The sequence below is a fragment of the Microbacterium sp. M4A5_1d genome, assembly GCF_053345465.1.
Map to the genome: position 1 here is coordinate 1044276 of NZ_JBKFAD010000001.1, position 23665 is coordinate 1067940.

At 69.8% G+C, this 23665-nt stretch carries 23 protein-coding genes; 11 read left to right on the plus strand and 12 right to left on the minus strand.

What is annotated here, in order from left to right; all coding sequences use genetic code 11:
- Positions 1 to 23 precede the first annotated feature (23 nt).
- Genes ACLBWJ_RS05025 through ACLBWJ_RS05040 form a run of 4 tightly spaced genes read left to right on the plus strand, consistent with a single transcriptional unit; the run spans position 24 to position 3091 of the window.
- Positions 24 to 1127 carry a ThiF family adenylyltransferase gene (locus ACLBWJ_RS05025; RefSeq protein ID WP_274177461.1) on the plus strand — a complete coding sequence of 368 codons (1104 nt, stop codon included), beginning with the start codon at positions 24 to 26 and terminating at the stop codon, positions 1125 to 1127.
- The gene (locus ACLBWJ_RS05030; RefSeq protein ID WP_447659838.1) at positions 1124 to 2374 is read left to right on the plus strand and encodes a molybdopterin molybdotransferase MoeA; all 1251 of its coding nucleotides are present in this window, start codon (positions 1124 to 1126) and stop codon (positions 2372 to 2374) included. Before ACLBWJ_RS05025 ends, ACLBWJ_RS05030 begins: the two co-directional genes overlap by 4 nt.
- 4 nt (positions 2375 to 2378) lie before the next feature.
- The gene (gene moaC, locus ACLBWJ_RS05035; protein ID WP_354451121.1) at positions 2379 to 2858 is read left to right on the plus strand and encodes a cyclic pyranopterin monophosphate synthase MoaC; all 480 of its coding nucleotides are present in this window, start codon (positions 2379 to 2381) and stop codon (positions 2856 to 2858) included.
- Positions 2858 to 3091 (plus strand): MoaD/ThiS family protein, encoded by a 234-nt coding sequence (locus ACLBWJ_RS05040; protein WP_282502202.1) that lies wholly within the window; start codon positions 2858 to 2860, stop codon positions 3089 to 3091. Before moaC ends, ACLBWJ_RS05040 begins: the two co-directional genes overlap by 1 nt.
- 21 nt (positions 3092 to 3112) lie before the next feature.
- On the opposite strand, the gene ACLBWJ_RS05045 is transcribed toward ACLBWJ_RS05040, so the two are convergent.
- From ACLBWJ_RS05045 to ACLBWJ_RS05055, 3 genes are read right to left on the minus strand one after another with little or no spacing between them, the layout of a single operon-like run.
- Positions 3113 to 3541, minus strand: a complete 429-nt coding sequence (locus tag ACLBWJ_RS05045; RefSeq protein ID WP_282502201.1) for a molybdenum cofactor biosynthesis protein MoaE — start codon at positions 3539 to 3541, stop codon at positions 3113 to 3115.
- A complete protein-coding gene (locus ACLBWJ_RS05050; protein ID WP_447659839.1) occupies positions 3541 to 4017 on the minus strand; it encodes a MogA/MoaB family molybdenum cofactor biosynthesis protein in 477 nt (158 codons plus the stop codon). The genes ACLBWJ_RS05045 and ACLBWJ_RS05050 overlap by 1 nt, the downstream gene beginning before the upstream one ends.
- On the minus strand, positions 4014 to 5627 hold the full coding sequence (locus tag ACLBWJ_RS05055) for an SDR family oxidoreductase (protein WP_282502199.1): 1614 nt from the start codon (positions 5625 to 5627) through the stop codon (positions 4014 to 4016). Before ACLBWJ_RS05055 ends, ACLBWJ_RS05050 begins: the two co-directional genes overlap by 4 nt.
- Before the next feature lie 241 nt (positions 5628 to 5868).
- Here ACLBWJ_RS05055 and ACLBWJ_RS05060 point away from each other — a divergent pair, with 241 nt between their 5' ends.
- The gene (locus ACLBWJ_RS05060; RefSeq protein WP_323987346.1) at positions 5869 to 7344 is read left to right on the plus strand and encodes an MFS transporter; all 1476 of its coding nucleotides are present in this window, start codon (positions 5869 to 5871) and stop codon (positions 7342 to 7344) included.
- A 41-nt stretch (positions 7345 to 7385) separates the two neighbouring features.
- Here ACLBWJ_RS05060 and ACLBWJ_RS05065 read toward each other — a convergent pair whose 3' ends face one another.
- The 3 genes from ACLBWJ_RS05065 to ACLBWJ_RS05075 are packed head-to-tail and all read right to left on the minus strand — an operon-like array spanning position 7386 to position 11248.
- Complete coding sequence (locus tag ACLBWJ_RS05065) at positions 7386 to 9290, minus strand: helicase HerA-like domain-containing protein (protein WP_447659840.1); 1905 nt, start codon at positions 9288 to 9290, stop codon at positions 7386 to 7388.
- A 10-nt stretch (positions 9291 to 9300) separates the two neighbouring features.
- Complete coding sequence (locus tag ACLBWJ_RS05070) at positions 9301 to 9960, minus strand: phosphatase PAP2 family protein (protein WP_269267448.1); 660 nt, start codon at positions 9958 to 9960, stop codon at positions 9301 to 9303.
- 58 nt (positions 9961 to 10018) lie between these two features.
- Entirely contained in the window at positions 10019 to 11248 is a 1230-nt protein-coding gene (locus ACLBWJ_RS05075; RefSeq protein ID WP_094262140.1) for a multidrug effflux MFS transporter, read from the minus strand.
- Positions 11249 to 11500: 252 nt separating this feature from the next.
- Here ACLBWJ_RS05075 and ACLBWJ_RS05080 point away from each other — a divergent pair, with 252 nt between their 5' ends.
- Together ACLBWJ_RS05080 and ACLBWJ_RS05085 are read left to right on the plus strand one after the other, a co-directional pair.
- Positions 11501 to 12205, plus strand: a complete 705-nt coding sequence (locus tag ACLBWJ_RS05080; protein WP_112613535.1) for a DUF3105 domain-containing protein — start codon at positions 11501 to 11503, stop codon at positions 12203 to 12205.
- Positions 12202 to 12897: a DUF305 domain-containing protein gene (locus ACLBWJ_RS05085; RefSeq protein WP_337994937.1), complete on the plus strand. Its 696-nt coding sequence runs from the start codon at positions 12202 to 12204 to the stop codon at positions 12895 to 12897. The genes ACLBWJ_RS05080 and ACLBWJ_RS05085 overlap by 4 nt, the downstream gene beginning before the upstream one ends.
- A 36-nt stretch (positions 12898 to 12933) precedes the next feature.
- On the opposite strand, the gene ACLBWJ_RS05090 is transcribed toward ACLBWJ_RS05085, so the two are convergent.
- The 3 genes from ACLBWJ_RS05090 to ACLBWJ_RS05100 all read right to left on the minus strand — a co-directional run bounded on the left by ACLBWJ_RS05090 (position 12934) and on the right by ACLBWJ_RS05100 (position 16675).
- Positions 12934 to 13905, minus strand: a complete 972-nt coding sequence (locus ACLBWJ_RS05090; RefSeq protein ID WP_112613533.1) for a carbohydrate ABC transporter permease — start codon at positions 13903 to 13905, stop codon at positions 12934 to 12936.
- Positions 13905 to 15242 (minus strand): carbohydrate ABC transporter permease, encoded by a 1338-nt coding sequence (locus ACLBWJ_RS05095; RefSeq protein ID WP_112613531.1) that lies wholly within the window; start codon positions 15240 to 15242, stop codon positions 13905 to 13907. The genes ACLBWJ_RS05090 and ACLBWJ_RS05095 overlap by 1 nt, the downstream gene beginning before the upstream one ends.
- Positions 15243 to 15352: 110 nt before the next feature.
- Positions 15353 to 16675 (minus strand): ABC transporter substrate-binding protein, encoded by a 1323-nt coding sequence (locus tag ACLBWJ_RS05100; protein ID WP_447659841.1) that lies wholly within the window; start codon positions 16673 to 16675, stop codon positions 15353 to 15355.
- A 269-nt stretch (positions 16676 to 16944) separates the two neighbouring features.
- Between ACLBWJ_RS05100 and ACLBWJ_RS05105 the strand changes: the two genes are divergently transcribed.
- Entirely contained in the window at positions 16945 to 17994 is a 1050-nt protein-coding gene (locus tag ACLBWJ_RS05105; protein ID WP_274177452.1) for a LacI family DNA-binding transcriptional regulator, read from the plus strand.
- A 74-nt stretch (positions 17995 to 18068) separates the two neighbouring features.
- Here ACLBWJ_RS05105 and rplL read toward each other — a convergent pair whose 3' ends face one another.
- Positions 18069 to 18452, minus strand: coding sequence for a 50S ribosomal protein L7/L12 (gene rplL / locus ACLBWJ_RS05110; RefSeq protein WP_023952029.1), 384 nt, complete (start codon positions 18450 to 18452; stop codon positions 18069 to 18071).
- Positions 18453 to 18500: 48 nt separating this feature from the next.
- Positions 18501 to 18989 (minus strand): 50S ribosomal protein L10, encoded by a 489-nt coding sequence (gene rplJ, locus ACLBWJ_RS05115; protein WP_112613525.1) that lies wholly within the window; start codon positions 18987 to 18989, stop codon positions 18501 to 18503.
- 439 nt (positions 18990 to 19428) lie between these two features.
- Here rplJ and ACLBWJ_RS05120 point away from each other — a divergent pair, with 439 nt between their 5' ends.
- Positions 19429 to 20403, plus strand: coding sequence for a hypothetical protein (locus tag ACLBWJ_RS05120; protein WP_447659842.1), 975 nt, complete (start codon positions 19429 to 19431; stop codon positions 20401 to 20403).
- A 161-nt stretch (positions 20404 to 20564) separates the two neighbouring features.
- Positions 20565 to 21224: a YqaJ viral recombinase family protein gene (locus ACLBWJ_RS05125; protein WP_112616890.1), complete on the plus strand. Its 660-nt coding sequence runs from the start codon at positions 20565 to 20567 to the stop codon at positions 21222 to 21224.
- 26 nt (positions 21225 to 21250) lie between these two features.
- Here the strand turns inward: ACLBWJ_RS05125 and ACLBWJ_RS05130 are convergent, their stop codons facing one another.
- Positions 21251 to 21763, minus strand: a complete 513-nt coding sequence (locus ACLBWJ_RS05130) for a 2'-5' RNA ligase family protein (protein ID WP_269267439.1) — start codon at positions 21761 to 21763, stop codon at positions 21251 to 21253.
- Positions 21764 to 21951: 188 nt separating this feature from the next.
- Between ACLBWJ_RS05130 and ACLBWJ_RS05135 the strand changes: the two genes are divergently transcribed.
- Positions 21952 to 23658 carry an MDR family MFS transporter gene (locus tag ACLBWJ_RS05135; protein ID WP_240309684.1) on the plus strand — a complete coding sequence of 569 codons (1707 nt, stop codon included), beginning with the start codon at positions 21952 to 21954 and terminating at the stop codon, positions 23656 to 23658.
- The last annotated feature ends 7 nt before the right edge of the window (positions 23659 to 23665 follow it).

Below are 23665 nucleotides of genomic sequence, written 5' to 3' on the forward strand. Positions count from 1 at the left end.
CTATGCGCGTCTAGCCTGATCCCATGACCCTGCCGCCCCTCGTCGATCCCGCCGAGACCCTGTCGAATCGTGAGCGCGAGCGCACCGCGAGGCATGCCGTCCTCGCGGGCCTGGGCGACCAGGGTCAGCGACGACTGGCGGCGGCCCGCGTCGCGGTCGTCGGTGCCGGTGGTCTCGGCTCGCCGGTGATCCTCGCCCTCGCCGCCGCCGGGGTCGGGACGATCACCGTCATCGACGACGACGTGGTCGAGTTCGCCAATCTCCAGCGGCAGGTGATCCATCGCGTCGACGACGTCGGCGCACCGAAGGTCGCCTCCGCGGTCCGAGCCGCCACCGCGTTGTCGCCCGAGACCCGGATCGAGACGCGCCGCGAGCGGCTGGATGCCGATAACGCGTCGCGTCTGCTGGCGGGGAGCGACCTCGTCATCGACGGCACCGACACGTTCGAGACCCGCACCGTCGTGGCCGCGGCATGCGCGGCACTCGGGCTGCCGCTCGTCTGGGGCGTCATCCAGGAGTTCCACGCGCAGGTCACCGTCTTCTGGACCGCGCCGCCGGCAGGCGTTCCGGCCGTCGGCCTCGACGACCTCTACCCCGCGGGCAGCGCGGACGACCTGCCGACGTGCGCCGAGGTGGGCGTGCTCGGGTCCCTCTGCATGACGGTGGGCGGGATGCTCGCGACCGAGGCGATCAAGCTCATCACCGGGGTCGGCGAACCGCTCCTCGGCCGGCTGGCCGTCGTCGATGCCCTCACCGGCGCCCAGCGCGAGGTCCCGCTGCGCGCGGCGTCGAGTGCGGCGTCCCCGGCCGCGGTTCCTCCGCCCCCTGCAGAGCCGAGACGGACCGCGGCACCCGAGGTCGATCTCGAGCAGCTCCGAGCGCAGCAGTCCGTCGGCGCGGTGGTGCTCGATGTGCGGGAGCCCCACGAGACGGCGACCGGTGTGCTGCCCGGCTCGGTGCTGGTACCGCTCGGCGAGCTTCTCGCTGATCCGAGCCTCGCCGGTGCCGACCGGGTCGTGGTGGTGTGCGCGCACGGCATCCGCGCCCATCGCGCTGCGGATGCCCTCCGGGGCCGCGGTGTCGCGGCATCCGTGCTCGCGGGCGGGCTCGCACGGTGGCAGTCGTGAGCGGGGGGCTGCGCACCGTCGAGGATCAGCTCGCGGACGTCCTCGCCGCCGTCCGCCCGCTGCCGACCCGCACGGCCGGGCTCGCCGACGGCGCCGGCTGCGTCTTGCGCGAGGCTGCGATCGCGCGCGGGGGGATCCCCGACTTCGACAACTCGGCGATGGACGGCTTCGCGGTGCGCTTCGACGATGTCGCGACGGCGTCCGCCGAGCGTCCCGTCGACCTCGCGGTCATCGCCGATCTGCCGGCGGGCACGGCGGACGATCCGCATCTGACCCCCGGCGAGGCCGCACGCATCATGACGGGCTCCCCGGTGCCCAGCAGCGCCGACACCATCGTGCCGTTCGAAGACACCGCGGGCGGCCTCGATGATTCGCTGACGACCGCACGCGTGCTCACCGCCCCCGCGAGGCGGGGCATGTTCGTCCGGCGCGCACACGACGACATCCGCCCCGGCGACACGGTGCTGGACGCCGGGACGCTGCTCGGCCCGCGGCAGCTGGCGGCCCTCGCCGCCGCCGACATCGCCCGGGTCACCATCTCGGAGTCCCCGCGCGTCGTCGTCATCTCGACCGGCAGCGAGCTCGTCGAGCCCGGCTTCCCACGCATCCGCGGACAGATCCCCGAGTCGAACGGCCTGCTGCTCGAAGCGCTCAGCCGTCAGGCGGGCGGTACGGTCATCCGCCGCGTGCACGTCGACGACGGCGGCGCCGCCTTCCGGCACGAGATCGCCGCGGCCACGACCGGCGGATCCCGAGCGGACGTCGTCATCACCTCGGGCGGGGTGAGCGCGGGCGCCTACGAGGTCGTCAAGACCGAACTGGGCGACGCGCTGCGTTTCTCGCGGGTGGCGATGCAGCCGGGCAAGCCGCAGGCCTTCGGGGTCCTGCCGTCGGGAACGCTCGTCTTCGGCCTGCCGGGCAACCCGGTGAGTGCGGCGGTGTCGTTCGAGGTGTTCGTGCGCCCTGCCCTGCTCGCCCTCCAGGGCCGCTCCGACCTGCGGCGGCCGGCGCTCCGGCTTCCCGCGGCCGAGTCCTGGCGCACGCCACCGGGTCGCCGGCAGTACCTGCCCGCGGTGGTCGACCGCACCGACCCTGCAGGATGGTCCGTGCGCCCGGCGACACCGGGCGGCTCGGGCTCGCACCTCGCGGGCGCACTAGCCCTCGCCGAGGCGTATGCGGTCGTCCCGGAGGAGACGGCCGTCGTCGAGCCCGGCGACCTCATCGACGTCGTGCTGCTGGAAGGATGAGGGCATGAGCTTCACACACCTCGACGACGCCGGTCACGCCCGCATGGTCGACGTCACCGCGAAGCAGCCGACCGTCCGCGCGGCGACTGCTCGCGGATTCGTCCGCTGCTCGCCCGAGGTGGTCGCAGCGCTGCGCGACGGCGCCGTGCCGAAGGGCGACGTCCTCGCCGTCGCACGCATCGCCGGCATCCAGGCTGCGAAGCGCACCCCCGAGCTGCTTCCGCTGGCGCATGTGATCGGCGTGCACGGCGTCGTCGTCGACCTCGACATCACCGACGACGGCATCGAGATCGAGGCGACCGCACGCACCGCCGACCGCACCGGCGTCGAGATGGAGGCGCTCACCTCGGTCTCGGTCGCCGCCCTCGCCGTGGTCGACATGGTGAAGGGCCTCGATAAGGCGACCTCGATCGAGAACATCCGCATCACCGCGAAATCCGGCGGCCGCAGCGGCGACTGGCGACGTCCCGGCGAGGACGCCTGATGGCCCGCGTGCGCTACTTCGCCGCCGCCGCTGAACGCGCCGGCCGGAACGAAGAGCATCGCTCCGAGACGACCCTCGGCGCCCTGCGCGACGCGTTGTCGCGCGAGATCACTGGGCTGGCGGCCATCCTGCCGAAGTGCGCCGTGCTCGTCGACGGCGCACGCGTCGCCGACACCACCGAGATCGGCCCCGACGTCACCGTCGACATCCTGCCGCCCTTCGCGGGCGGCTGAGACGGCCCGGGTTCGACGCGATCAGCCGCCGATCCCCTTCCACGCCGTCGTGCCATCGGCCTCGATCTGCTGCTTCCAGATCGGCAGCTCGCGTTTGATCGCCTCGATCAGCTCGCGGCAGACGTCGAACGCGTCGCCCCGGTGCGCCGTGCCCACCGCGATGACGACCGCGGCGTCCCCCACCGCGAGGTCGCCGATGCGGTGACTGACCGCGACGATGCCGTCACGGTCGCCGAGGGCCGCCTCGGCGATGGCTCGGAGCGTCGCCTCGGCATCGGGATGTGCCTCGTAGTGCAGCGCGGCGACCGTGCCCGCGGCATCCGGGTCGTGGTCGCGCACGGTGCCGACGAAGCTCGTCACCGCTCCGACGGCGGATGAATCGACGGCCTCGAGGTGCTGGGAGACGTCGAGAGGCTCCGCGGTGATGCGGGCGATGCGGATCTCGCCCATCAGTGATCGTGCCCGTCGAGCTGGGCGACGACGTGCCCGGCGATTCCCGTCACCACGTCCATGCCGGATGCCACGGCGCGCGGCGACCCCGGCAGGTTCACGATGAGCGTTCGGCCGGCCACCCCGGCACGTCCGCGTGAGAGCACCGCAGTGGGCGTCTCGGCGACACCGCGGCGTCGCAGCTCTTCGGCCACGCCGGGCAGCTCGCGCTCGATGACCTCGCCGGTACCCTCGGGAGTCTCGTCGCGCGGTGCCACGCCGGTGCCGCCCGTCGTGACGATCAGGCGTGCTCCGCCGGCGATCGCGACGCGCAGCGCCTCGGCGACGGGGGCGGCTCCGTCGGCGACGACCACCGCATCGCCACACTCCCACCCCGCGGCGCGCAAGGCCTCGACGGCGACCGGGCCGGCCGCATCCGGACGCTCGCCGCGCGCTGAGCGGTCGGAGACGGTGATGACGACGGCGGAGCGGCTCATGACCCCACCCTAGAAGCGTCCGCGCCCGCGGGGGCGGTGTCATCGTCGGCGTGGGTGTTCTCGACGGCGATCCGCCCCTCTTCGACCTTCCCCTCGGCCATCTCCGTGATGCGCGTGGCCATCGCCGTGAAGATGAGCCCGTGGAACGGCAGCACACCGAGCCAATACAGCCGCCCGGCCAGTCCGCGCGGGAAGAAGATCGCGCGCTGCTCATAGCGGGCACCACCATCCCGCGGTGCGACTTTGAGCTCGAGCCAGGCCTCCCCCGGCACCCGCATCTCGGCACGCAGCCGCAGCAGGCGGCCCTCCTCGACGGCCTCGACGCGCCAGAAGTCGATCGCATCCCCCACCCGCACCTTTCCCCGGCTGCGGCGGCCGCGCGCGAGGCCGATGCCGCCGACGAGACGGTCCATCCAGCCGCGGATCTCCCACAGCGCGCGAGCCGAGTACCAGCCGTTCGTCCCGCCGATGCCGGCGATCACCTCCCACAGTCGCTCGGGCGACGCGCTCGTTTCGGCGGAGCGCTCGTCGGTGAACACGGTGCGGCCCGCCCATTCGGGGTCGCTCGGCAGCGGATCGCTCGGCGCGCCGAGCACGTCGGCGTCCTGCCAGCTCGTCTCGACCTCGTCGGCGTCCACCCGGCCCAGCGCCAGCCGCACGCTCGTCCGGTACGACGTCAGGCCGCCCTCGGGCTGCGGGATGATGTCGTCGATGTCATGGTCGTCCATGACGCACTCGTTCTGAAGCGACGCGATGAGCGGGCGGGCGATGGCGCGCGGCACCGGCGTCACGAGGTTGACCCAGTGGGAGGCCAGCCCGGGCGTCAGCACCGGCAGGGCCGCGATCGCGCGCTGCCGCAGGCCCGCCTCGAGGGCATAGCCGTTCATCATCTGTCCGTACCGCAAGACGTCGGGACCGCCGATGTCGACGGCACGGTTCAGCTCAGGATCGACGCGGGCTGCGCCGAGCAGATAGTGCAGGACGTCTCGCACGGCGATCGGCTGGATGCGGTTGCGCACCCACTTCGGCGCCGGCATGTACGGCAGCACATCGGTGAGATGACGCACCATCTCGAACGACGCCGACCCCGACCCGATGACGACCCCCGCCTGCAGCACGAGGGTGGGCACGCCGGACTTCAGCAGAATCTCGCCGACCTCCACGCGCGAGCGCAGGTGCGGCGAGAGCTCCGCATCGGAGGGGTGCAGGCCACCGAGATAGACGATGCGCTTCACGGATGCCGCCGCCGCGGCGTCAGCGACCGTGCGGGCGGCCCGCTCGTCGGCCGCCTCGAACCCGGCCCCCGCTCCCATCGAATGGATGAGGTAGTAGACGACATCCACGTCGTCGACAGCCTCGGCGACGGCATCCGCGTCGTCCGCCGAGCCGCCCACGATCTCGACGGCGTCTCCCCACGGGAAGCTGGCGACCCGCTCGGGCGTCCGTGCCAGCACGCGCACGCGATACCCCGCCGCGACGAGGCGAGGCACCAGCCGTCCGCCGATGTACCCGGTGGCGCCGAGGACGAGGGCTCGCGGGGCGGATCCGTCCGGTCGGGGCTGCGCCTGCAGCTCGGGCTCGTGTCCGGTGGGTGCGGTCAGCTCGGTCATGATCAGACGGTAGGCGTCCGTCGGCCCCGTCCGACACGACTTGACACGTGACGGATGGACGGTCGCCGGCCGGGCGTACGGGCCGTTCGCCTCACGCGCGCGCGATAGGCGGCGACGCACCGGACCGCAACGCCCGTCCCCGAGGTTGCGCACGACCCCGCATCGGGGTCTACGCTCCCGTGAGCGAAGGACAGTCGTCTGGCGACCCGAGCCCGGCGGCGCTGCCGGAGGAGAATCGAATATGTCACGCACGCGCACCAAGCGGCCTGCCCGCCGACGTCTCGAGGTCGACGACGTCATCGTCGTCGAACGCAAGAAGGTACGCACCGCGATCTCGGGCACCGTCGTCGGCAACTTCATGGAGTGGTTCGACTTCGGGATCTACGGCTACCTCGCCGTGACCCTGACGGTGGTGTTCGCCGAGGACATCCCCGACCCCTGGGGCCTTCTCGTGACGCTCCTCGGCTTCGCCGTGTCGTTCCTCGTGCGTCCCCTCGGGGGGATCGTGCTCGGCCCGCTCGGCGATCGGATCGGGCGCCAGAAGGTCCTGTTCCTGACGATGGCGATGATGGCGACCGCGACCGCGCTCATCGGACTGCTGCCGACGTCTGCGCAGATCGGTATCTGGGCTGTCGTCCCCCTGTATGTGCTGAAGATGGTGCAGGGCTTCTCGACCGGCGGCGAGTACGCCGGGGCGTCGACGTATGTGACCGAGTTCTCCCCCGACCGCTCGCGCGGTTTCTGGGCATCATGGCTCGACGTCGGCTCGTACGTCGGCTTCGCCGCCGGCGCTACGGTCGTCGCGCTGACCACCCTCATCACGCAGGGGCTCTGGGGCCCCGACGCGATGGTCGACGGCGGCTGGCGCATCCCGTTCCTCGTCGCCATCCCGCTCGGCATCGTCGCCATCTGGTTCCGCCTGCGCATCCCCGAGACCCCGGCATTCGAGCAGGAGTCGGAGTCGGCCGCGGCGCCCAGCAAGGACGACCCGATGGCTCGTCACGGCATCGGCGGCATCCTGCGCCACCACTGGCGGACGATCCTGGTCGCCGTGGCGATCGTCGCCGCGACCAACACGGCCGGCTACGCGCTGACCAGCTACATGCCGACCTACCTCGAGAAGGAGGTCGGACTCTCGAACCTCTCGGCCGCGGTGGCGACCGTGCCGGTGCTGATCGTCATGTCGGCGACGCTGCCGTTCGTCGGGCGCCTCAGCGACCGGTTCGGCCGGCGTCGCATCTACGCTTTCGCGATCGGCGCGTCCCTCGTCCTGACGATCCCCGCCTTCGCCGTCATGCAGATCGGCGAGCTGTGGGCCGTGTTCATCGCGCTGGGCATCATCGCGGTACCGGTCGCACTGTTCGTCGCGATCTCGGCGAGCGCCCTGCCGGCGCTGTTCCCCACCGCGACCCGCTTCGGCGCGATGGGCATCGCGTACAACCTGGCGGTGTCGCTCTTCGGCGGTACGACGCCGCTGTTCAGCCAGGCGCTCATCGAGTGGACGGGCAACACCTACATGCCCGCGTTCTACATCATGTTCTTCTCGGCGCTCGCGGCCGTCGCGCTCTTCGCGATGCGCGAGACGGCGCAGCGGCCGCTGCTCGGGTCGGTGCCGACGGTCGAGACGATCGCCGAGGCCGAGGCGCTCGTCGCCGGGCAGGACGACGATCCGCGCATCGACACCTCGACGATGCCACTCGACATCATCCGTCCCTGAGACGCCCGCGTCCCGGGCGCGCCGTCGGCGCCGTCCGGTGCTCAGCGCCGTCCGGTGCCGAAGATTCCCCGGATGACGCCGGTCAGCACCTCCTGGGCCGCGCGCGAGCCGAGGATCTGCTCCGCCGGCGTTCTCCGGCGCGAGCGCGTGTTCGAGGTCATGCTGCGCAGCATCCGGTCGTCGTCGCGTCGCTCCTTCGCCTCGTCGGCCGCGGCCTGCTTCCGGATGGCGGCGAGCTGCTTCGCGTAGGCGGCGTCGGCCTTCGCCCGCAGCTTCGCGGCGTCCTGCTCGGCCTTGCGGCGCGCGGCCTCGGCCTCGGCCGCATCGAGAGCCGCCTGCGCGGCGTTCATGCGAGCGGTGAGGATCTCGCGCGCCGACTCCCGATCGACCGCCTCGGCGTAACGCGGCCGGATCTCGGATGCCGCCACCCGGGCCTGGACGTCCTCCACCGCTGCCGGCGACATCGACGCCTGCGGCGCACGGAGCCGTGTCCACGCGACGGGGGTGGGCGCACCTTTCTCGTTCATGACGGTGACGACGGCCTCGCCGGTGCCGAGCTCCTGCAGAACCCTCTCCAGGTCGTAGCCCGATCGCGGGTAGGTGCCCACACTCGCGCGCAGCGCCTTGACGTCATCCGGGGTGAAGGCACGAAGCGCATGCTGTACGCGCGAGCCGAGCTGCGCCAGCACATCGGACGGCACGTCCTTGGGCGTCTGCGTGACGAAGAAGACGCCCACACCCTTCGACCGGATGAGCCGGACCGTCTGCACCACCGCGGCGAGGAAGTCCTTCGACGCGTCGCGGAACAGCAGATGCGCCTCGTCGAAGAAGAACACGAGCTCCGGCTTGTCGACATCACCCACCTCGGGCAGCACCTCGAACAGCTCCGCGAGCAGGTACATCAGGAAGGTCGAGTAGAGCACCGGGCGGTCGGCCACACCGGGCACCTCGAGGAGGGTGACGATGCCCTCGCCTGCGTCCGTGGTCCGCATCAGGTCTCGGACGTCGAACTCCGGTTCGCCGAAGAACACGTCCGCCCCGGCGTCGGCGAAGGTGATGAGTTCTCGGAGGATGACACCGGCCGTCGCCTTGGAGAGTCCGCCGAGCTCCGCGAGCTCGGCTTTGCCGTCATCGCTCGTGAGGTAGGTCAGCACCGCCCGCAGATCGGCGAGGTCGACGAGAGCCAGGCCGTTCGCGTCGGCGTAGTGGAAGACGAGACCGAGACTCGACTCCTGCGTCGCGTTGAGTCCGAGCACGCGGCTCAGCAGCAGCGGGCCGAAGCCGGAGACGGTCGCGCGCACCGGCGTTCCCGACCCGCGGCCGCCGAGCGCCAGGAACTCGGTCGCGAAAGAACGCGGCGACCAGTCCTGCCCGATCGCGCTCGTTCGCGAGAGGAGCTTCTCGCTCGGCTCGCCCGCCGAGGCAAGACCCGAGAGATCGCCCTTGATGTCGGCCGCGAACACCGGCACGCCGTTGGCGGCGAGCTGCTCCACGAGAACCTGCAGCGTGCGGGTCTTGCCGGTGCCAGTGGCGCCGGCAACGAGACCGTGACGATTCGTCATCGCCAGCGGGATCCGCACGAGCGCATCACGCTGCGGCTCGCCGTTCAGGAGCGCCCCGAGCTCGAGGACGGGACCGTCGAACGTGTAGCCCCGGCGGATGTCGTCGACCTCGGATCCGTCGAGCGGAACCGCCGCCCCGGAGGGCTCGGCTTCCCCGGCCGCCGACGGCTCGGGTTCGCCGGTCGGAGTCGACGGCGCCGCGTCCCCGGCCAGGGCCGACCCGGCTCGCGCGGCAGCTGCCTCGGCGGCGGCCAGGGCGGCTCGAGCTCGGGCGGCGACGAGCGCGGCCTCAGCGGCTTCCGCTTCCGCACGCAGTCGTGCGAGATCGGCTGCGGCGATCGCGTCGTCGGAGGGCATGGCCGGGTCGTCGGGCGAGACGCTCATGCCGGCGAGCCTAGCCCCGCCGCTCTCGCACGGCGCGGCGCTCGCGTTCGAGCTGCTCGGTGAACATGGCGGCCACGATCAGGGCGACGCCGGCGCCCAGCAGCATCCCACCGACGGTGTCGGAGAGCCAGTGAGCGTGCACGACCGTACGGCTGAGCGCCATCAGCAGGGTCCACACGATTCCGACGAGCGCGACCCAGACGCGCGGGAAGAGGATGATCGCGACGATCGCGATCGTGGCCGCATTTGCCGTATGCCCCGAGGGATATGAGCCCGCATCCGTCGTCACGAGGATGTCTTCGGGTCTCGACCGATCGACGAGGTTCTTGATCAGCTGGACCACCAGCGCGCTCAGCGCCGACGCCACGAGGAAATAGCCCGCAGCCCAGGGCCGTCGCAGCAGGACCAGAGCCACGGCGACCGCGATCGGGATCGCGAAGACGCCGACCCACGTGCCGCCGATCCGGTTCATCACGAGCCCGAACACCAGGCCGACCGCGCCCGGGTCGGCCGGCAGCGTCTCGTTCCACCACCGGTCGATCGCGAAGGGCTGGCCGAGCTGCGTGAACAGCCACCATCCCAGCAGCGCACCGGCCACCACCAGCACGAAACCGATGGCGGCGCGGCGCGGCCAGAGTCGTCGGGGGTCGGTCGGCGGAGCGTCGTTCATCCGTCCATTGTGTCGACGGCGGCGGATTCGACCCCGCCCCTTGCGCTGGGAGCAGCGATCAGGGAGAGAGCTGCGGCACGCTGCGCGGCCGCACGACGAGCCACAGCGAGAGGACCGCCACCACGGCGCACCCCGCCATCACCGAGGCCATCGTCGTCGCGGTGATGCCCGAGCCGCCCGAGATCCACGCCGCGAGCGGCGAGATGAAGCCGGCGACGCCGAAGTTGACGGCGCCGATCAGGGATGCCGCGGTCCCGGCGGCTCGGCCGTGACGGTCGAGAGCGAGCACCTGAACGCAGGGGAAGGTGAAACCGCACGCCGTGATGAAGAAGAACAGCGGCACGACCGTGCCCCACAGGCCCAGCCCCAGCTGGTCGGTGACGATGATGGTGGCCCCGGCGATGACGAGCACGGCGGTCGAGACCGCCATGACCCACTGCGGGCCGAAGCGGGCGGCGAGCCGCGACGCCGTCTGCACGCCCAGCACGACTCCGAGGGAGTTGACGGCGAACAGGACGCCGTACTGCTGCGGATCGAAGCCGTAGGTCTGCTGGAAGAGGAACGACGACGACGACAGGTACGAGAACAGTCCGCTGAAGGTCATGCCGCCGATGATCAGCACGCCGATGAAGATGCGATCGCTCAGGACGCTGCGGTAGCGCTGCCAGACCGTGGCGGAACCGCTGTCGCGGCGGCGCGCTTTGGGCAGGGTCTCGGGCACGAGGAAGAGCGAGGCGATCAGCATCACCGCGCCGTACGCGGCGAGCACGACGAAGATGCCGCGCCAGGGCATGACCGTCAGCAGGCCCGAGCCGACGAGCGGGGCGGCGACCGGGGCGACACCGGAGACCAGGGCGAGTCGGCTGAGCATCACCACGAGCCGGCGTCCGCCGAAGAGGTCGCGCACGATCGCCATCGCGACGACACCGCCCGCCGCGGCGCCGATCCCCATGAAGACCCGGGCGGCGCTCAGCAGCTCGAGGGTCGGGGCGATGGCGGCGGCCGTGCTCGAGAGCACGTGGAGCGCGGTCACGCACAGCAGCGGGACCCGGCGCCCCAGCTTGTCGCTGAGCGGGCCGACGATGAGCTGGCCCAGCGCGAAGCCGACCATCGTTCCGGTGAGCGTCAGCTGAATCGCCGCCGCCGTCGTCTGGAAGTCGGCCTCCAGCGCGGGGAAGGCGGGCAGGTAGAGGTCGATCGTGAAGGGCCCGAGCGCCGTCAGCGCGCCGAGCAGGATGATGTAGATGACGCGGCGTGAGGTCGGGATCGCGTCACCCGGATGCAGCATGATGGGCGCGGTAGCCGGGTTCGAGCCCAGCGTGCGGATCGCCCCGGTGGCGGAGGAGGAATGATGGGGAGGAGTTTCGGGCACGTCTTCTTCGTTTCGTGGCAGCAGCGTTTTTGAGCGACCTTCTATCGTAACCCGCCGCCGCTCCGCGTCGTTCGCGCCTCTCAGCCGATTCACCATTCACGCGCATAGGCTGGCTCCGCGCCGCGCGCGCTCCGACACTCCCCTTGCCCCCGAACCGAGGTCACAGCAATGACTCCGTCCGCCGACAAGCGAACGAGCGGCAATCCTGCCGCCCAGGCCCAGATCAACCTCACCGTCAAGCAGCAGCGCGAGCAGCAGAAGCAGGCCAAGCTCGCCGAGTACCAGAAGCAGCTGGCGAAGCGACGTCGCAGCAAGCTGACGTGGTGGGTCGTCGGCTCGACCGCCGCGGTCGCCGTGGTGGGCCTCATCGCCGCGTCGGTCATCCTCGCGCCTCGGCCCGTCACGTACGAGGCCGGCAACAGCACGGGTCGCGAGATCCCCGGGGTCGAGACGTTCCAGAACATCACGACGCACGTGGAGGGCACCGTCGAGTACCCGCAGAACCCGCCGGCCGGTGGCGAGCACAACCCGTATTGGCTCAACTGCGGCGTCTACACCGAGCCGCAGGCGAACGAGAACGCGGTCCACTCGATGGAGCACGGCGCCGTCTGGATCACGTACGACCCGGCCCAGGTATCGGATGCCGACATCGAGACCCTCGAGGGCTACATGCCGAGCACGTACGCGCTGCTGACGCCGTACCCCGACATGGACACCCCCATCGCCGTGAGCGCCTGGAACGCGCAGCTGAAGGTCGACTCGGCCGACGACGAGCGCATCCGCGACTTCTTCACCGAGTACTGGCGCAGCCAGAACGTCCCCGAGCCGAACGCGATCTGCTCGGGCGCGATCGACGGCCCCGGCAAGGCGTGACGGACGACGTCACGGCGGAGACGGGCGCGCAGATCCCCGTCCCGTCATCCACCGGCCTGCGCTGGTGGGCGGTGCTCCTCATCGTCCTCGCGGTCGCGGGCTCGGCATTTGCGGTAGGACGATTCTCCGCCTTCGGCACCTCCCCGTCGGTTCCCGGCGGCTCCTCCCCCGAGGCCGGGTTCGCCCGTGACATGCAGGTGCACCACACGCAGGCGATCGAGATGGCGATGACGATCTATCGCAAGACCGAGGATGAGGGCATCCGCACGCTTGCGTTCGACATCGCCACCGCGCAGGCGGGCCAGCGCGGCGAGTTCTACGACTGGCTCGTCCAGTGGGGGCTGCCGCAGGCATCCACCGCGCCCCTCATGCAGTGGATGGTCGGGCACCCAGCTCACAACCACGGGACTCAGGCGCAGCAGCCGAGCGACGAAGAGCTCCGCGCCGAGATGGGCATGGCCACGCCCGCTCAGCTGGCGCAGCTGGATGCCGAGACCGGGGTCGCCGCCGACTGCACGTTCCTCGGCCTCATGATCCGGCACCACGAGGGCGCGATCCCCATGGCGCAGGCTCTCGTCGACCTCGGCAGCGACCCGCGGGCCGTCCAGGTCGCCGGCGGCGTCATCGAGACGCAGAGCGCCGAGATCGACCTGATGCGCTCGATCCAGCAAAGACTGGGGTGCGAGGGCTGACAGCCCCCGCACCCCAGCGGCATCCGATCCTGCCGATCAGCCCTTCGTCGCACCTGCCAGCAGGCCGCGCACGAAGAAGCGCTGCAGGGCGAAGAACACGATCAGCGGCACGATGATCGAGATGAAGGTTCCCGCCGACTGCAGGAACCAGCGGTTGCCCCACGTGCCCGACAGCGAGTTGAGCGCCTGCGTGATCGGCAGCGCGCCCGGCGACGCGAAGATCGTCGCGACCAGCAGGTCGTTCCACACCCACAGGAACTGGAAGATCGCGAACGATGCGATGGCCGGGGCTGCCAGCGGGACGATGATGCGGAAGAAGACCTGCCCGTGGCCGGCGCCGTCGACCCGCGCCGCCTCGATGATCTCGCCCGGGATCTCGGCGATGAAGTTGTGCAGCATGAAAGTCGCCAGCGGCAGGGCGAAGATCGCGTGGGCGATCCAGACGCGGGCGAAGCTGTACTGCACCTCGTTCAGGCCGAAGCCGGGGAAGATGGGCACGTCGTTGATCGTCAGGCCCTCCGAGAAGAGGCTGAGCAGCGGAACCAGGGCCATCTGCAGGGGCACGATCTGCAGTGCGAAGACGAACACGAACAGCGCACTGCGGCCCTTGAAGTCGATCCAGGCGAACGCGTAGGCGGCGAGGGCTGCCATCACGATGGGGAACACCGTCGCGGGGATGGTGATCGCGAGCGAGTTGATGAACGCCGACGCGAGCGTCGTGGACGTCCCTCCCGACGTCAGCGCCTCGGCGTAGTTGTCGAGGGTGAACTCGGGATTGGTGAAGACGGTCCACCAGCCGGTGGACTGGGTGTCGGCACCGGGTCGGAACGACGTCACGAACAGGCCGAACGTCGGGATCGTCCAGAAGACGGCGATGATGACGGCCGCGATGGTCGCGCCCTTCGACGTCAGCTTCTTGTGGGCGATCGCCTCGTTGCGGCGGGTGTCGCGCGCCACTTGGCGCTTGGTGCGGGTGTCGACGGGCGCGGCCGGGGCTGCAACGGTCATCAGCGGATCTCCCTCTGCTTGGCCATCGATCGGGCGTTGTAGATGATCAGCGGCAGGACGAACAGGAACAGCACGACAGCGAGCGCGGACGAGTGCCCGTAGCTCTGGAATCGCTGCTGCTGGTTGACCATCTCGAAGCCGAGCACGGTCGTCTCATCGCGACCGCCGGTCATGACCGCCACGATGTCGTACACCTTGAGCGACGCGATCGTGATGGTCGTGAGGACCACGATGAGCGACGACCGGATGCCGGGCACCGTGACGTTGCGGAACCGCTGCCAGGCATTGGTCCCGTCCAGCTGCGCCGCCTCGAGCTGCTCGGTCGGCACCGCCTTGATCGCGGCCGACAGAATCACCATGGCGAATCCGGTCTGGGTCCAGATGAAGACCACCAGGAGCATGAGGGTGTTGATGACCGGCTTGATGGCGAGCCACTGGATCGGATCGCCGCCGAATGCCGTGACGATCGCGTTGAGCAGGCCGACCTGCTCCCCCTGGCGGGCGTCGTACATGAACTTCCAGATGATGCCGGCGCCGACGAACGAGATCGCGACGGGCATGAACACCAGGACCTTCAGGACCTTCTCGCCGCGGGCACGATCGATGAACACCGCGTACGCCAGGCCGATGGCGACGGAGATCGTGGGAGCGAGGAGCGCCCACAGGATCGTGTTGACGACCGAGGCCGTGCCCGTCGGGTTCGTGAACACCCAGAAGTAGTTCTCCAGGCCCACGAACTGCTCGCCCGACTTGTCGTAGAACGACTTGAAGATCGTGGCGATCGCGGGGTAGATCAGTCCGAGCGCCAGCATGATGCTGGCCGGGGCCATGAAGAGGATGAGCTGGAACAGATAGCCCGCGCCCTGACGCGACCGGAAGTCCGCGAAGAAGAGCAGCGCACCGACGAGCAGCGCGATCGCGACGACGTAGAGGACGGCGTTGGCGTAGGGCCGCAGCAGCAGGAAGGCGAGCACCGGGATGACCAGGCACGCGACGAGCCGCATGATGAAGTAGCCGCGACCCGGGCGGGGCGCGTACTCGATGAGCACCAGGATGATGCCCACGACGAGCCCGAACACGGCCAGGATGACGGGGATCTGGATGAGCGGGTTCATCGCGCCCAACCAGAGGAAGAAGCTGTTGAGCGAGAACCCGATCGTGATGCGCGACGATTCCTCGCTCGATCCGGTGAAGATCAGCAGCAGGAGGATGGCGACGATCAGGGCGAATCCGGCGGCGACGATGATCCGAGTGATCGACCGCCCCTTCGGATCGGTGGCGTGCGTGGTGGTGGGAGGTTCGGTGTCGACGGGTCTGTCGACGGTCGTCTGCGACATGTGGATCCCCTTCTGAGTACAGCGGCGTACCCGGGCGGTACGGACGGGAGGAGCGGGGCCGGGCTTGTGCAGCCCGACCCCGCTCGGCTCAGCCGATCGTCAGGCGACGATCAGTTCTCGTAACCGGCCTGGATGTCGGACAGGACCGTCTCGGTGTCCTTACCGTCGATCCAGTCGACCATGCCCTTCCAGAACGAGCCCGAGCCCACCGTGGACGGCATCAGGTCGGATGCGTCGAAACGGAAGACCGTGGTCTCGTCCTGCAGCGTCGTCATGGCTTCCTGGAGGAACTCGCTCGAGGCGAGCGAGGGGTCGGCGTTCTTGTTCGCCGAGATCACGCCGCCGAGCTTGACGCGCGCGTCAGCGAACTCGGGCGAGGCCATGAACTCGAGAACCTTCTGCGTCGACTCGTCGTCCGAGAACGCGGCGACGAACTCGCCGCCGCCCTCGACCTGGAGCTCGCCTTCGGTGTACCCCGGCGTCAGGAACGCGTAGACGTCACCGTCGGGAGCGACCTCGGGGGTCGCGCCGTCGGCGGTCTGCACGTCGAGGAAGTTCGCCGACAGGAACGAGGCCTGGTGCGTGAGGGCGCAGTCACCGCTGGCGACAGCCGCGGCCACGTCGCCGAACGCGGTCGAGTTGATGCTCTTGACGTCGCCGTAGCCCGCGTTGACGTACTCGGGGTTGAGCAGGATCTCGCCCACCGCGTCGAACGCGGACTTGATCTGCGGGTCGGTGAACTTCACGTCACCGGCCACCCACTGGTCGTACACGTCGGGGCCGGCCTGGCGCAGGACGAGGTCCTCCACCCAGTCGGTGCCCGGCCAGCCCGAGGCGGCGTCGGAGGCGAAGCCGGCGCACCACGCGGGACCGCCGGTCGTCTGCACGATCTTGTCGGTGAGAGCGATCATCTCGTCCCACGTCTTGGGAATCTCGACGCCCCACTCGGCGAACTGCTTCGGCGAGTACCAGACGTAACCCTTCAGGTTCGCGAGCATGGGTGCCGCGTAGAAGGTGTCGTCGAACGTGCCGTACTGCTTCCAGTCGGGCGACCAGTTCTCGTCGACCGCGCTCTCGACCGCCTCAGTCGCGGGCAGCACCTTGCCGGTCTCGACGAGCGTCTTCAGCAGGCCGGGCTGCGGGACGATCGCGATGTCGGGGGCGTCGCCACCGGTCACCTTGGTGACGATGTTGCCCTCGAACGACTTGTCGCCGGTGTACTCCACCTTGATACCGGTGTCCTCGGTGAACTGCGCGAACGACTCGTTGAGTGCGTCAGCCTCACCACCGGTGATGCCGCCCGAGATGCGGACGGTCGTCTTCGCGTCGCCGCCGCCTTCGCCGCCACCTTCGGCGCACCCAGCCAGCACCAGTGCTGCCGCGCCCACGAGGGCGACGGGGGCAAGAAGACGGTATCGCTGTGACAATGCCATGTACTTCTCCTCTATCGGGATCATCGTTCACCCAGAGGAGCCTTGTCCGCATCCATTGGGGAACCGATTCCAGGACAACCTACTGTCCCGCCGAGTCCGGCACAACCAGCGGAATATCACGGATTGACAACCATCCCATGTGGTAATAAGCGAGGCCGTGGGAGCGCTCACACTCGAGGCGCCTGGAACCGGTTCCCGGTCGCGGTCGAAACCGCTACGCTCTGGTGGGAGTCCCCCGGCAGGTCTCCCCGAACGGACGAGGAGGTCCCATGAGCACCATCGCCGACGTGGCCACCCGTGCAGGGGTGTCGAAAGCGACGGCGAGCCGCGCCCTCACCGGACGCGGGTACGTGTCCGACGAGACCCGCAGGCGCGTCGCTGCCGCAGCACAGGAGCTGTCGTATGTCGCGCACTCGTCGGCGATGAGCCTCGCGACCGGTCGCACGCAGACCGTCGGCGTCGTCATGCCCCACGTCAGCCGATGGTTCTTCGGAGAGGTTCTCGAGGGCATTCAGGCGGCTCTCCTGGAGCACGGCCTCGACCTGACCCTGTACGACGCTCGCCCGGGGACGGAGACGCGGCGCCGGGTGTTCGAGGACTTCCTGGCCCGTCGGCGCTTCGACGGTGTCATCGCGGTGGGCCTCGAACCTGCCGAGAGCGAGCTGGACGCACTGCTGGCGCTGGGAAAGCCAGTCGTCAGCGTCATCGGCACCGAGGGCGACACCAGCCTCGTCACGCTCGACGACGCGCACGCCACCGCTCTCGCGACCGCGCACCTCGTCGAGCTGGGGCATCGCCGCATCGCGTTCCTCGGTGGCACCGACTCCACGCACTGGCCTCACGTCGAGTCCGAGCGATACGCCGGCTACGAGTCGGAGATGCGTCGCGCCGGTCTCGCCGACGAGATCTCGCGGGTGCCGGCCGAGCTCTCGATGCCAGCCGGGTACGCTGCCGCGGTCGACCTGCTGAGCGACCCCGCCGCCCGACCCACGGGCATCGTTGCGGCCTGTGACGACGTCGCGATCGGAGCGATCATCGCCGCCCGCCGCCTCGGCATCCTCGTCCCGTCGTCGCTGAGCGTCGTCGGCATCGACGATCACGTCAATGCCGAGATGTTCGCCCTGACGACGTTGCGACAGGTCCCCCACGAGCAGGGCCGGGCCGCCGTCGAACTGCTTCTGCGCCACATCGAGGACCCCGACGCCGACACCGTGACGATGCGGATCAAGCCGCGCATGGTGGTCCGGGGGACGACGGCGGGAGCACCCGGACACAGCTCCGTCGCCGTCCGCGACTCGACCCTCTCCCGCCGCGACTGAGTCCGGCGCAGACGACGACGGCCCCGGATGCAGCATCCGGGGCCGTCGTGCTGCTCTCGAGTGAGAGCGGGGAATTACTTGAGGGTGACCGTCGCGCCGGCCTCTTCGAGAGCGGCCTTCGCCTTCTCGGCGGTCTCCTTGTTCGCGCCCTCGAGGACGGCCTTGGGAGCACCGTCGACGACAGCCTTGGCCTCGCCGAGGCCCAGCGAGGTGAGCTCGCGGACCGTCTTGATGACCTGGATCTTCTTGTCGCCGGCAGCCTCGAGGATGACGTCGAACGAGTCCTTCTCCTCCTCGGCCTCAGCGGCACCAGCGCCACCAGCGGCGCCGGCAACGGCGACGGGGGCAGCAGCGGTGACGTCGAACTTCTCCTCGAACGCCTTCACGAACTCGCTGAGCTCGACGAGGGTCAGGCCGGCGAACTGCTCGAGCAGCTCCTCGGTGGAAAGCTTCGCCATGATGTATCTCCTAGATAGATGGGGTTGGTGTAAGAGCTCGCCTGTCGCTCACGCGGCGTCGGCGGTCTCCAGCTTTTCGCGAAGCGCGTCGATGGTGGCGGCAGCCTTGCCCATCGTCGCCTTCATCATGCCCGCGGCCTTGGCCAGCAGAACCTCGCGGCTCTCGAGCGAGGCGTACTTGTTGACCTCGTCGGCGGTGAGGGCGTTGCCCTCGAAGATGCCGCCCTTGATGACGAGGAGCGGGTTGGCCTTGGCGAAGTCACGCAGAGCCTTGGCGGTGGCGACGAAGTCGCCGTGCACGAACGCCACGGCCGAGGGACCCTTGAGGTCCTCGTCGAGCGCCGTGATCCCCGCGTTGTTCGCGGCGATCTTGGTCAGCGTGTTCTTCACCACGGCGTAGTTCGCGTCCTGACGGATGCTGTTGCGCAGCTGCTTGAGCTGGGCCACCGTCAGACCGCGGTACTCGGTCAGCAGAACGGCAGTCGAGTCCTCGAATGACTTCGTGAGCTCGGCGACCGATGCGTCCTTCTGCACCATGGTCACTCCTTGATGTGTGCCTGACGCCCCGCGGTGGCGGAGCGCCGGCCTCGACCAGCCCCGGACATGACAAAAGCTCCGGCGCAGAGGCACGGAGCTCGGTTCCCGAAGGAGAAGTTCAGTGTCACCTGCGCGGGCCCCTGCAGTGCAGAGCTTCGATCACGAGTGCGCTCACGCGCACACCGATGACCAGCGGTCTTTGGCTTACCCCCACCATACCCCCACACCCCCCATCCCCCAAATCCCCCCACCCCCGCGCCGAGCGCACGGCATCCCGCCCACTGCACGGCACCGCTACGCAGCGTGCCCGTGCACTCGGCGCGAGCTCGTTCGCTCGGCGCCGGCCGCGAGTTCTGCACATGTGGGGGTGGGGTGGGGGTGTCCCCACATGGGTGGGGGGATGGGGTGGGGTGCGGGGGTGGGGGTGAGCATGGGCGGGATGCGCAGACGACGAGGACCGGATGAGGTGCGGGCATTGCTCCACCGCCGACGCGACCTGCTCGTGGCGGGTGAGAGCGAACGCTCGATCGACCGCTCGGTGCGGGACGGCATCCGGGTGCACGTGCGACGCGGCTGGTACGTCGACCGCGCCGCGTTCGATGAGCTCTACGCCGAGGACGCGCATCTGCTCCATGTGATGGCGGTCGCGCACGAGGTCCGGGGGCACGCGGTCGTCTCGCACGAGTCCGCCGGGGTCCTGCACGGCCTCGATCTCTATCGCCTCCGGCCGACCCGCGTCCACCTCACGACGGCCCCGGGCGCCCGGGTCTCCAGCGGCCCCGATGCATTCCGCCACTGCGCGCCTCTCGATGCGCATGACGTCGTCGAGGTGAACGGCATCCGCTGCACCTCCCTGGCGCGGACGGTCTTCGACGTCACGCGCACCATGACTCCCGAGGCGGCGCTCGTCATGGCCGACCGCGCGGAACGGATCTGGTGCGACCGCACGGGCCGCTCCCCCGACGACTGGCGGATGGCGATGTCCGCTCGGATCGCCGAGGCGGGCGCGGCGCGAGGGATCAGGAGGGCTCGATGGGTGGTGGGCTTCGCCGACGGCCGGGCCGAGTCGACCCTGGAAAGCGTGAGCCGGTTCCGGTTGCACCAACTCGGCTTCCGGTCGGTTCGGCTACAGGTGCCGATCGCTGGCCCGCGCGGTGCGGGCTGGTACCGCGTCGACTTCGGCCTCGACGACGCCGATGCCTGGGGCGAATGCGACGGCGTCGGCAAGTACCTCGACCCGGAGCTCCGCTCAGCCCGCTCGGCAGAGAGGACGGTCCTCGACGAGAAGCGCCGCGAAGACTGGATCCGGGGTACGACCGGGCGCCGCCTCGTGCGCTGGGAACCTCGTCACGTCACCTCCCCGTCAACCCTCGCCGCCCACCTCAGGGCATTCAACATCCACCCTCCCCGTTGAGCGCACGGCTTGCCGCCGAATGACCGCGACATCTACGCACCGATGCCGTGCAATCGATGGGATGCCGTGCACTCGACGCCTACGCGTGAGGTGGGGTGGGGCGGGGGCACGCCGAGGGGCAAGGGCGGGGAGGGAGGGCGGGCGGGGTTAGGGTCTAATGCGTGTCACCCGAACTCGCTGCTCGCATCGTCGCGGACTCGCGCGACCGCGTGGCGTGGATCCGGGCTCGCTCGCGGGGCATCACGGCGACGGACGTCGCGGCGCTGACGAGCCCGAAGGCGATTGCGCGCGCCGCCGACGCCAAGCTCATGGGCTCGGGGTTCTCCGGCAACGCGTACACCGACCACGGTCGCCGCCGCGAGCCGGAGATCGCCGCCTGGGTCGCTGCGACGCACGGCATCCAGCCATCGTCCGCGCTCTTCCACGCCGTGGTCGAGAAGCGACACCTCGCCACGCCCGACGGCGTGATGGTGGATGCCGACGGCCGTGTCACCCTCGCCGAGATCAAGACCACGAATAAGAGCTGGCGCTCGATCCCCCGCACCTATCTGCGTCAGGTGTGGTGGCAGCAACACGTCCTCGGCGCCGAGCGCACCCTCGTGGTGTGGGAGCAGCACGACGACTTCGTCCCCATCGACGACGAGCCGCGCTGCGCGTGGGTCGACCGCGACGAGCGCGAGATCCGATCACTCGTGAATCTCGCGACCGATCTCATCGACGAGCTGTACCGCCGCACGATGCAGCGGCGCGCGGCGGAAGCGCCGCGGATCGTCGCATCGCGCCCGCGCGAACCCTTTCGAGCCCTCGCCCTCAGCGACTGACCGGCCTCTCGTCACGGGCGGGGCGATCACGCCAGCGGCGTGACCACCTTGGCCTCGGCATCCCAGAGGCGCAGTCCGGTCAGTTCACCCTCAAGGGTCGGCGCCCCGACGATGCCGAGCGCGCGTCCGATCTGCTCCGCCGTCATCCGGCGCGCCAGGGTGATGTGCGGTGTCCATCGGTCTGCCGCGGTGACGGCGTAGCGCACCGGCGGCGGTCCGATGAGGTCGACGATGCGGGCGTGAAACCTCAGCAGCGCGGCCGTCATGACGAGGGGCCGGGCCAGGACGAACCTCTCCCCCGCAGCGAACACCACCGCGCCACCGAGCCGGCACTCCACCGGCAGGGCGTCACCGAGACGCGCCAGTTCGCGCCCAGCATCCGTCGACAGGTCGTCGCGCACCGCGAGAGTCACGTGGGGGCGGTTCGATTCCGAGGGATGCCGCCCCGCGCTGGGCAGGTCGGCTTCGATGAGCCGCTGCCAATCGGCCCGCACGGCCACCTCGATGCGGGTATCGGGAAGCGCCTCCACACTGAACACGTCCCCATCCTTGTCGCAGCGAAGCGCGCGCGGGAATAGTTGACGTAACTCAACGATTGAACATATAGTTGACCGATCTCAACGGTTGACTTTCGTCAACCAGTTACGCCGCCCCGCGGCTACCGAAGTACCGTCCGCCGACGATCCGCGCCAACGCAGCCGCGTCCGTCCGAATCCCAGGAGGACTCATGTCCGCTTCCGCATCCACTCAACCCGAGGGGAAGAACATGTCGCGCCGCGGCGTGCTCGAGGCCCTTTCGGGCCTTCTGCTCGGCATGTTCGTGTCGATGCTCGCCTCGACCGTCGTCTCGACCTCGCTGCCGGTCATCATCCACGATCTCGAGGGCACCCAGGCCGCCTTCACGTGGGTCGTCACGGCGACTCTGCTGACGACCGCGATCTCGACCCCGATCTGGGGAAAGCTCGCCGACCTCACCAACCGCAAGGTGCTGTACCAGCTCGCGATCGTCATCTTCGTGCTGGCGACCGCGGCTGCCGGCTTCTCGCAGTCCCCCGAGATGCTGATCGCGTTCCGCGCGGTGCAGGGCATCGGCGCCGGTGGCCTCGCCGCCCTCAGCCAGGTGCTGATGGCCGACATCATCAGCCCGCGCGAGCGCGGCCGCTACATGGGCCTGTTCGGCGCCGTCATGGCCGTCGCCACGATCGGCGGTCCGCTGCTCGGCGGCGTCATCACCGATGCCTGGGGCTGGCGCTGGAACTTCTTCGTCGCCCTCCCCGTCGCCGTCGCCGCCCTGCTGATCGTGCAGCGCACGCTCCACATCCCCGCGCACCCGCGCAAGGAGACGCGCATCGACTACCTCGGCATCGTGCTGCTGTCGGCATCCGTCTCCCTGCTGCTGATCTGGGTGACGCTCGCGGGCGACTCGTTCGAGTGGATGAGCGTCGAGACCCTCCTGATGGTCGGTGGCGCCGTCATCGGCGCGGTGCTCTTCGTGATCACCGAGCTCAAGGTGCGCGAGCCGCTCGTGCCCCTCACGCTCTTCCGCAACCTGACCTTCACCCTCTCGGTGATCGCCTCGATCGCGACGGGCATCGCCATGTTCGGCGCCTCGGTGTTCCTCAGCCAGTACATGCAGCTCGCCCGTGGAGCCACCCCCACCGAGGCCGGCCTCATGACCATCCCGATGATCGGCGGACTGCTCGTCGCGTCGATCGGCGTGGGCGCGCTGATCACGCGGACCGGCCGCTGGAAGCCGTTCCTCATCGTCGGCGCACTGCTGCTGATCGGCGGAGCGAGCCTGCTCTCCACGATTCACTACGACACCGACTTCACGCTCGTCTCGATCTACATGGCGATGCTGGGCGCGGGCATCGGCATGACGATGCAGAACCTCGTGCTCGTCGTGCAGAACACCTCTCGCCCCACCGAGATCGGCGTCGCGAGCTCGGGCGTGACGTTCTTCCGGAGCCTCGGCGGCACGATTGGCGTCTCCGTCATGGGGGCGGCGCTCGCCTCGCAGGTCACCACGCTCGTCAGCGATCGGAAGGACGACATCCAGGCCGCGCTGATGTCGCTCGGCGACCAGGCCCAGACCTGGGCCGCGCAGCTGCAGTCGGGCACGCTCCCCCAGGTCTCGGCGATGCCCGAGGCGCTGCGGATCGTCTTCGAGGACATCTACGCCACCGGCATCTCGCACTCGTTCCTCATCGCCGTGCCGTTCGCGGTCCTGAGCCTGATCGCGATCGTGTTCCTGCCGAACAAGCCGCTGACGACGATGACCACCACCGAGCGTCTGCAGGCCGGCGAGGCCGACCTGGCCACCGTGTCGGTTCCGGAAGGCATGAACGCCCTCACCGCGACCGGCGCCGTCCACACGGATGCCGCCGACTCCGACGCCCCGGTCGACGCGGAGACGCGCCGCTCGGCTCGATAGGGTGATC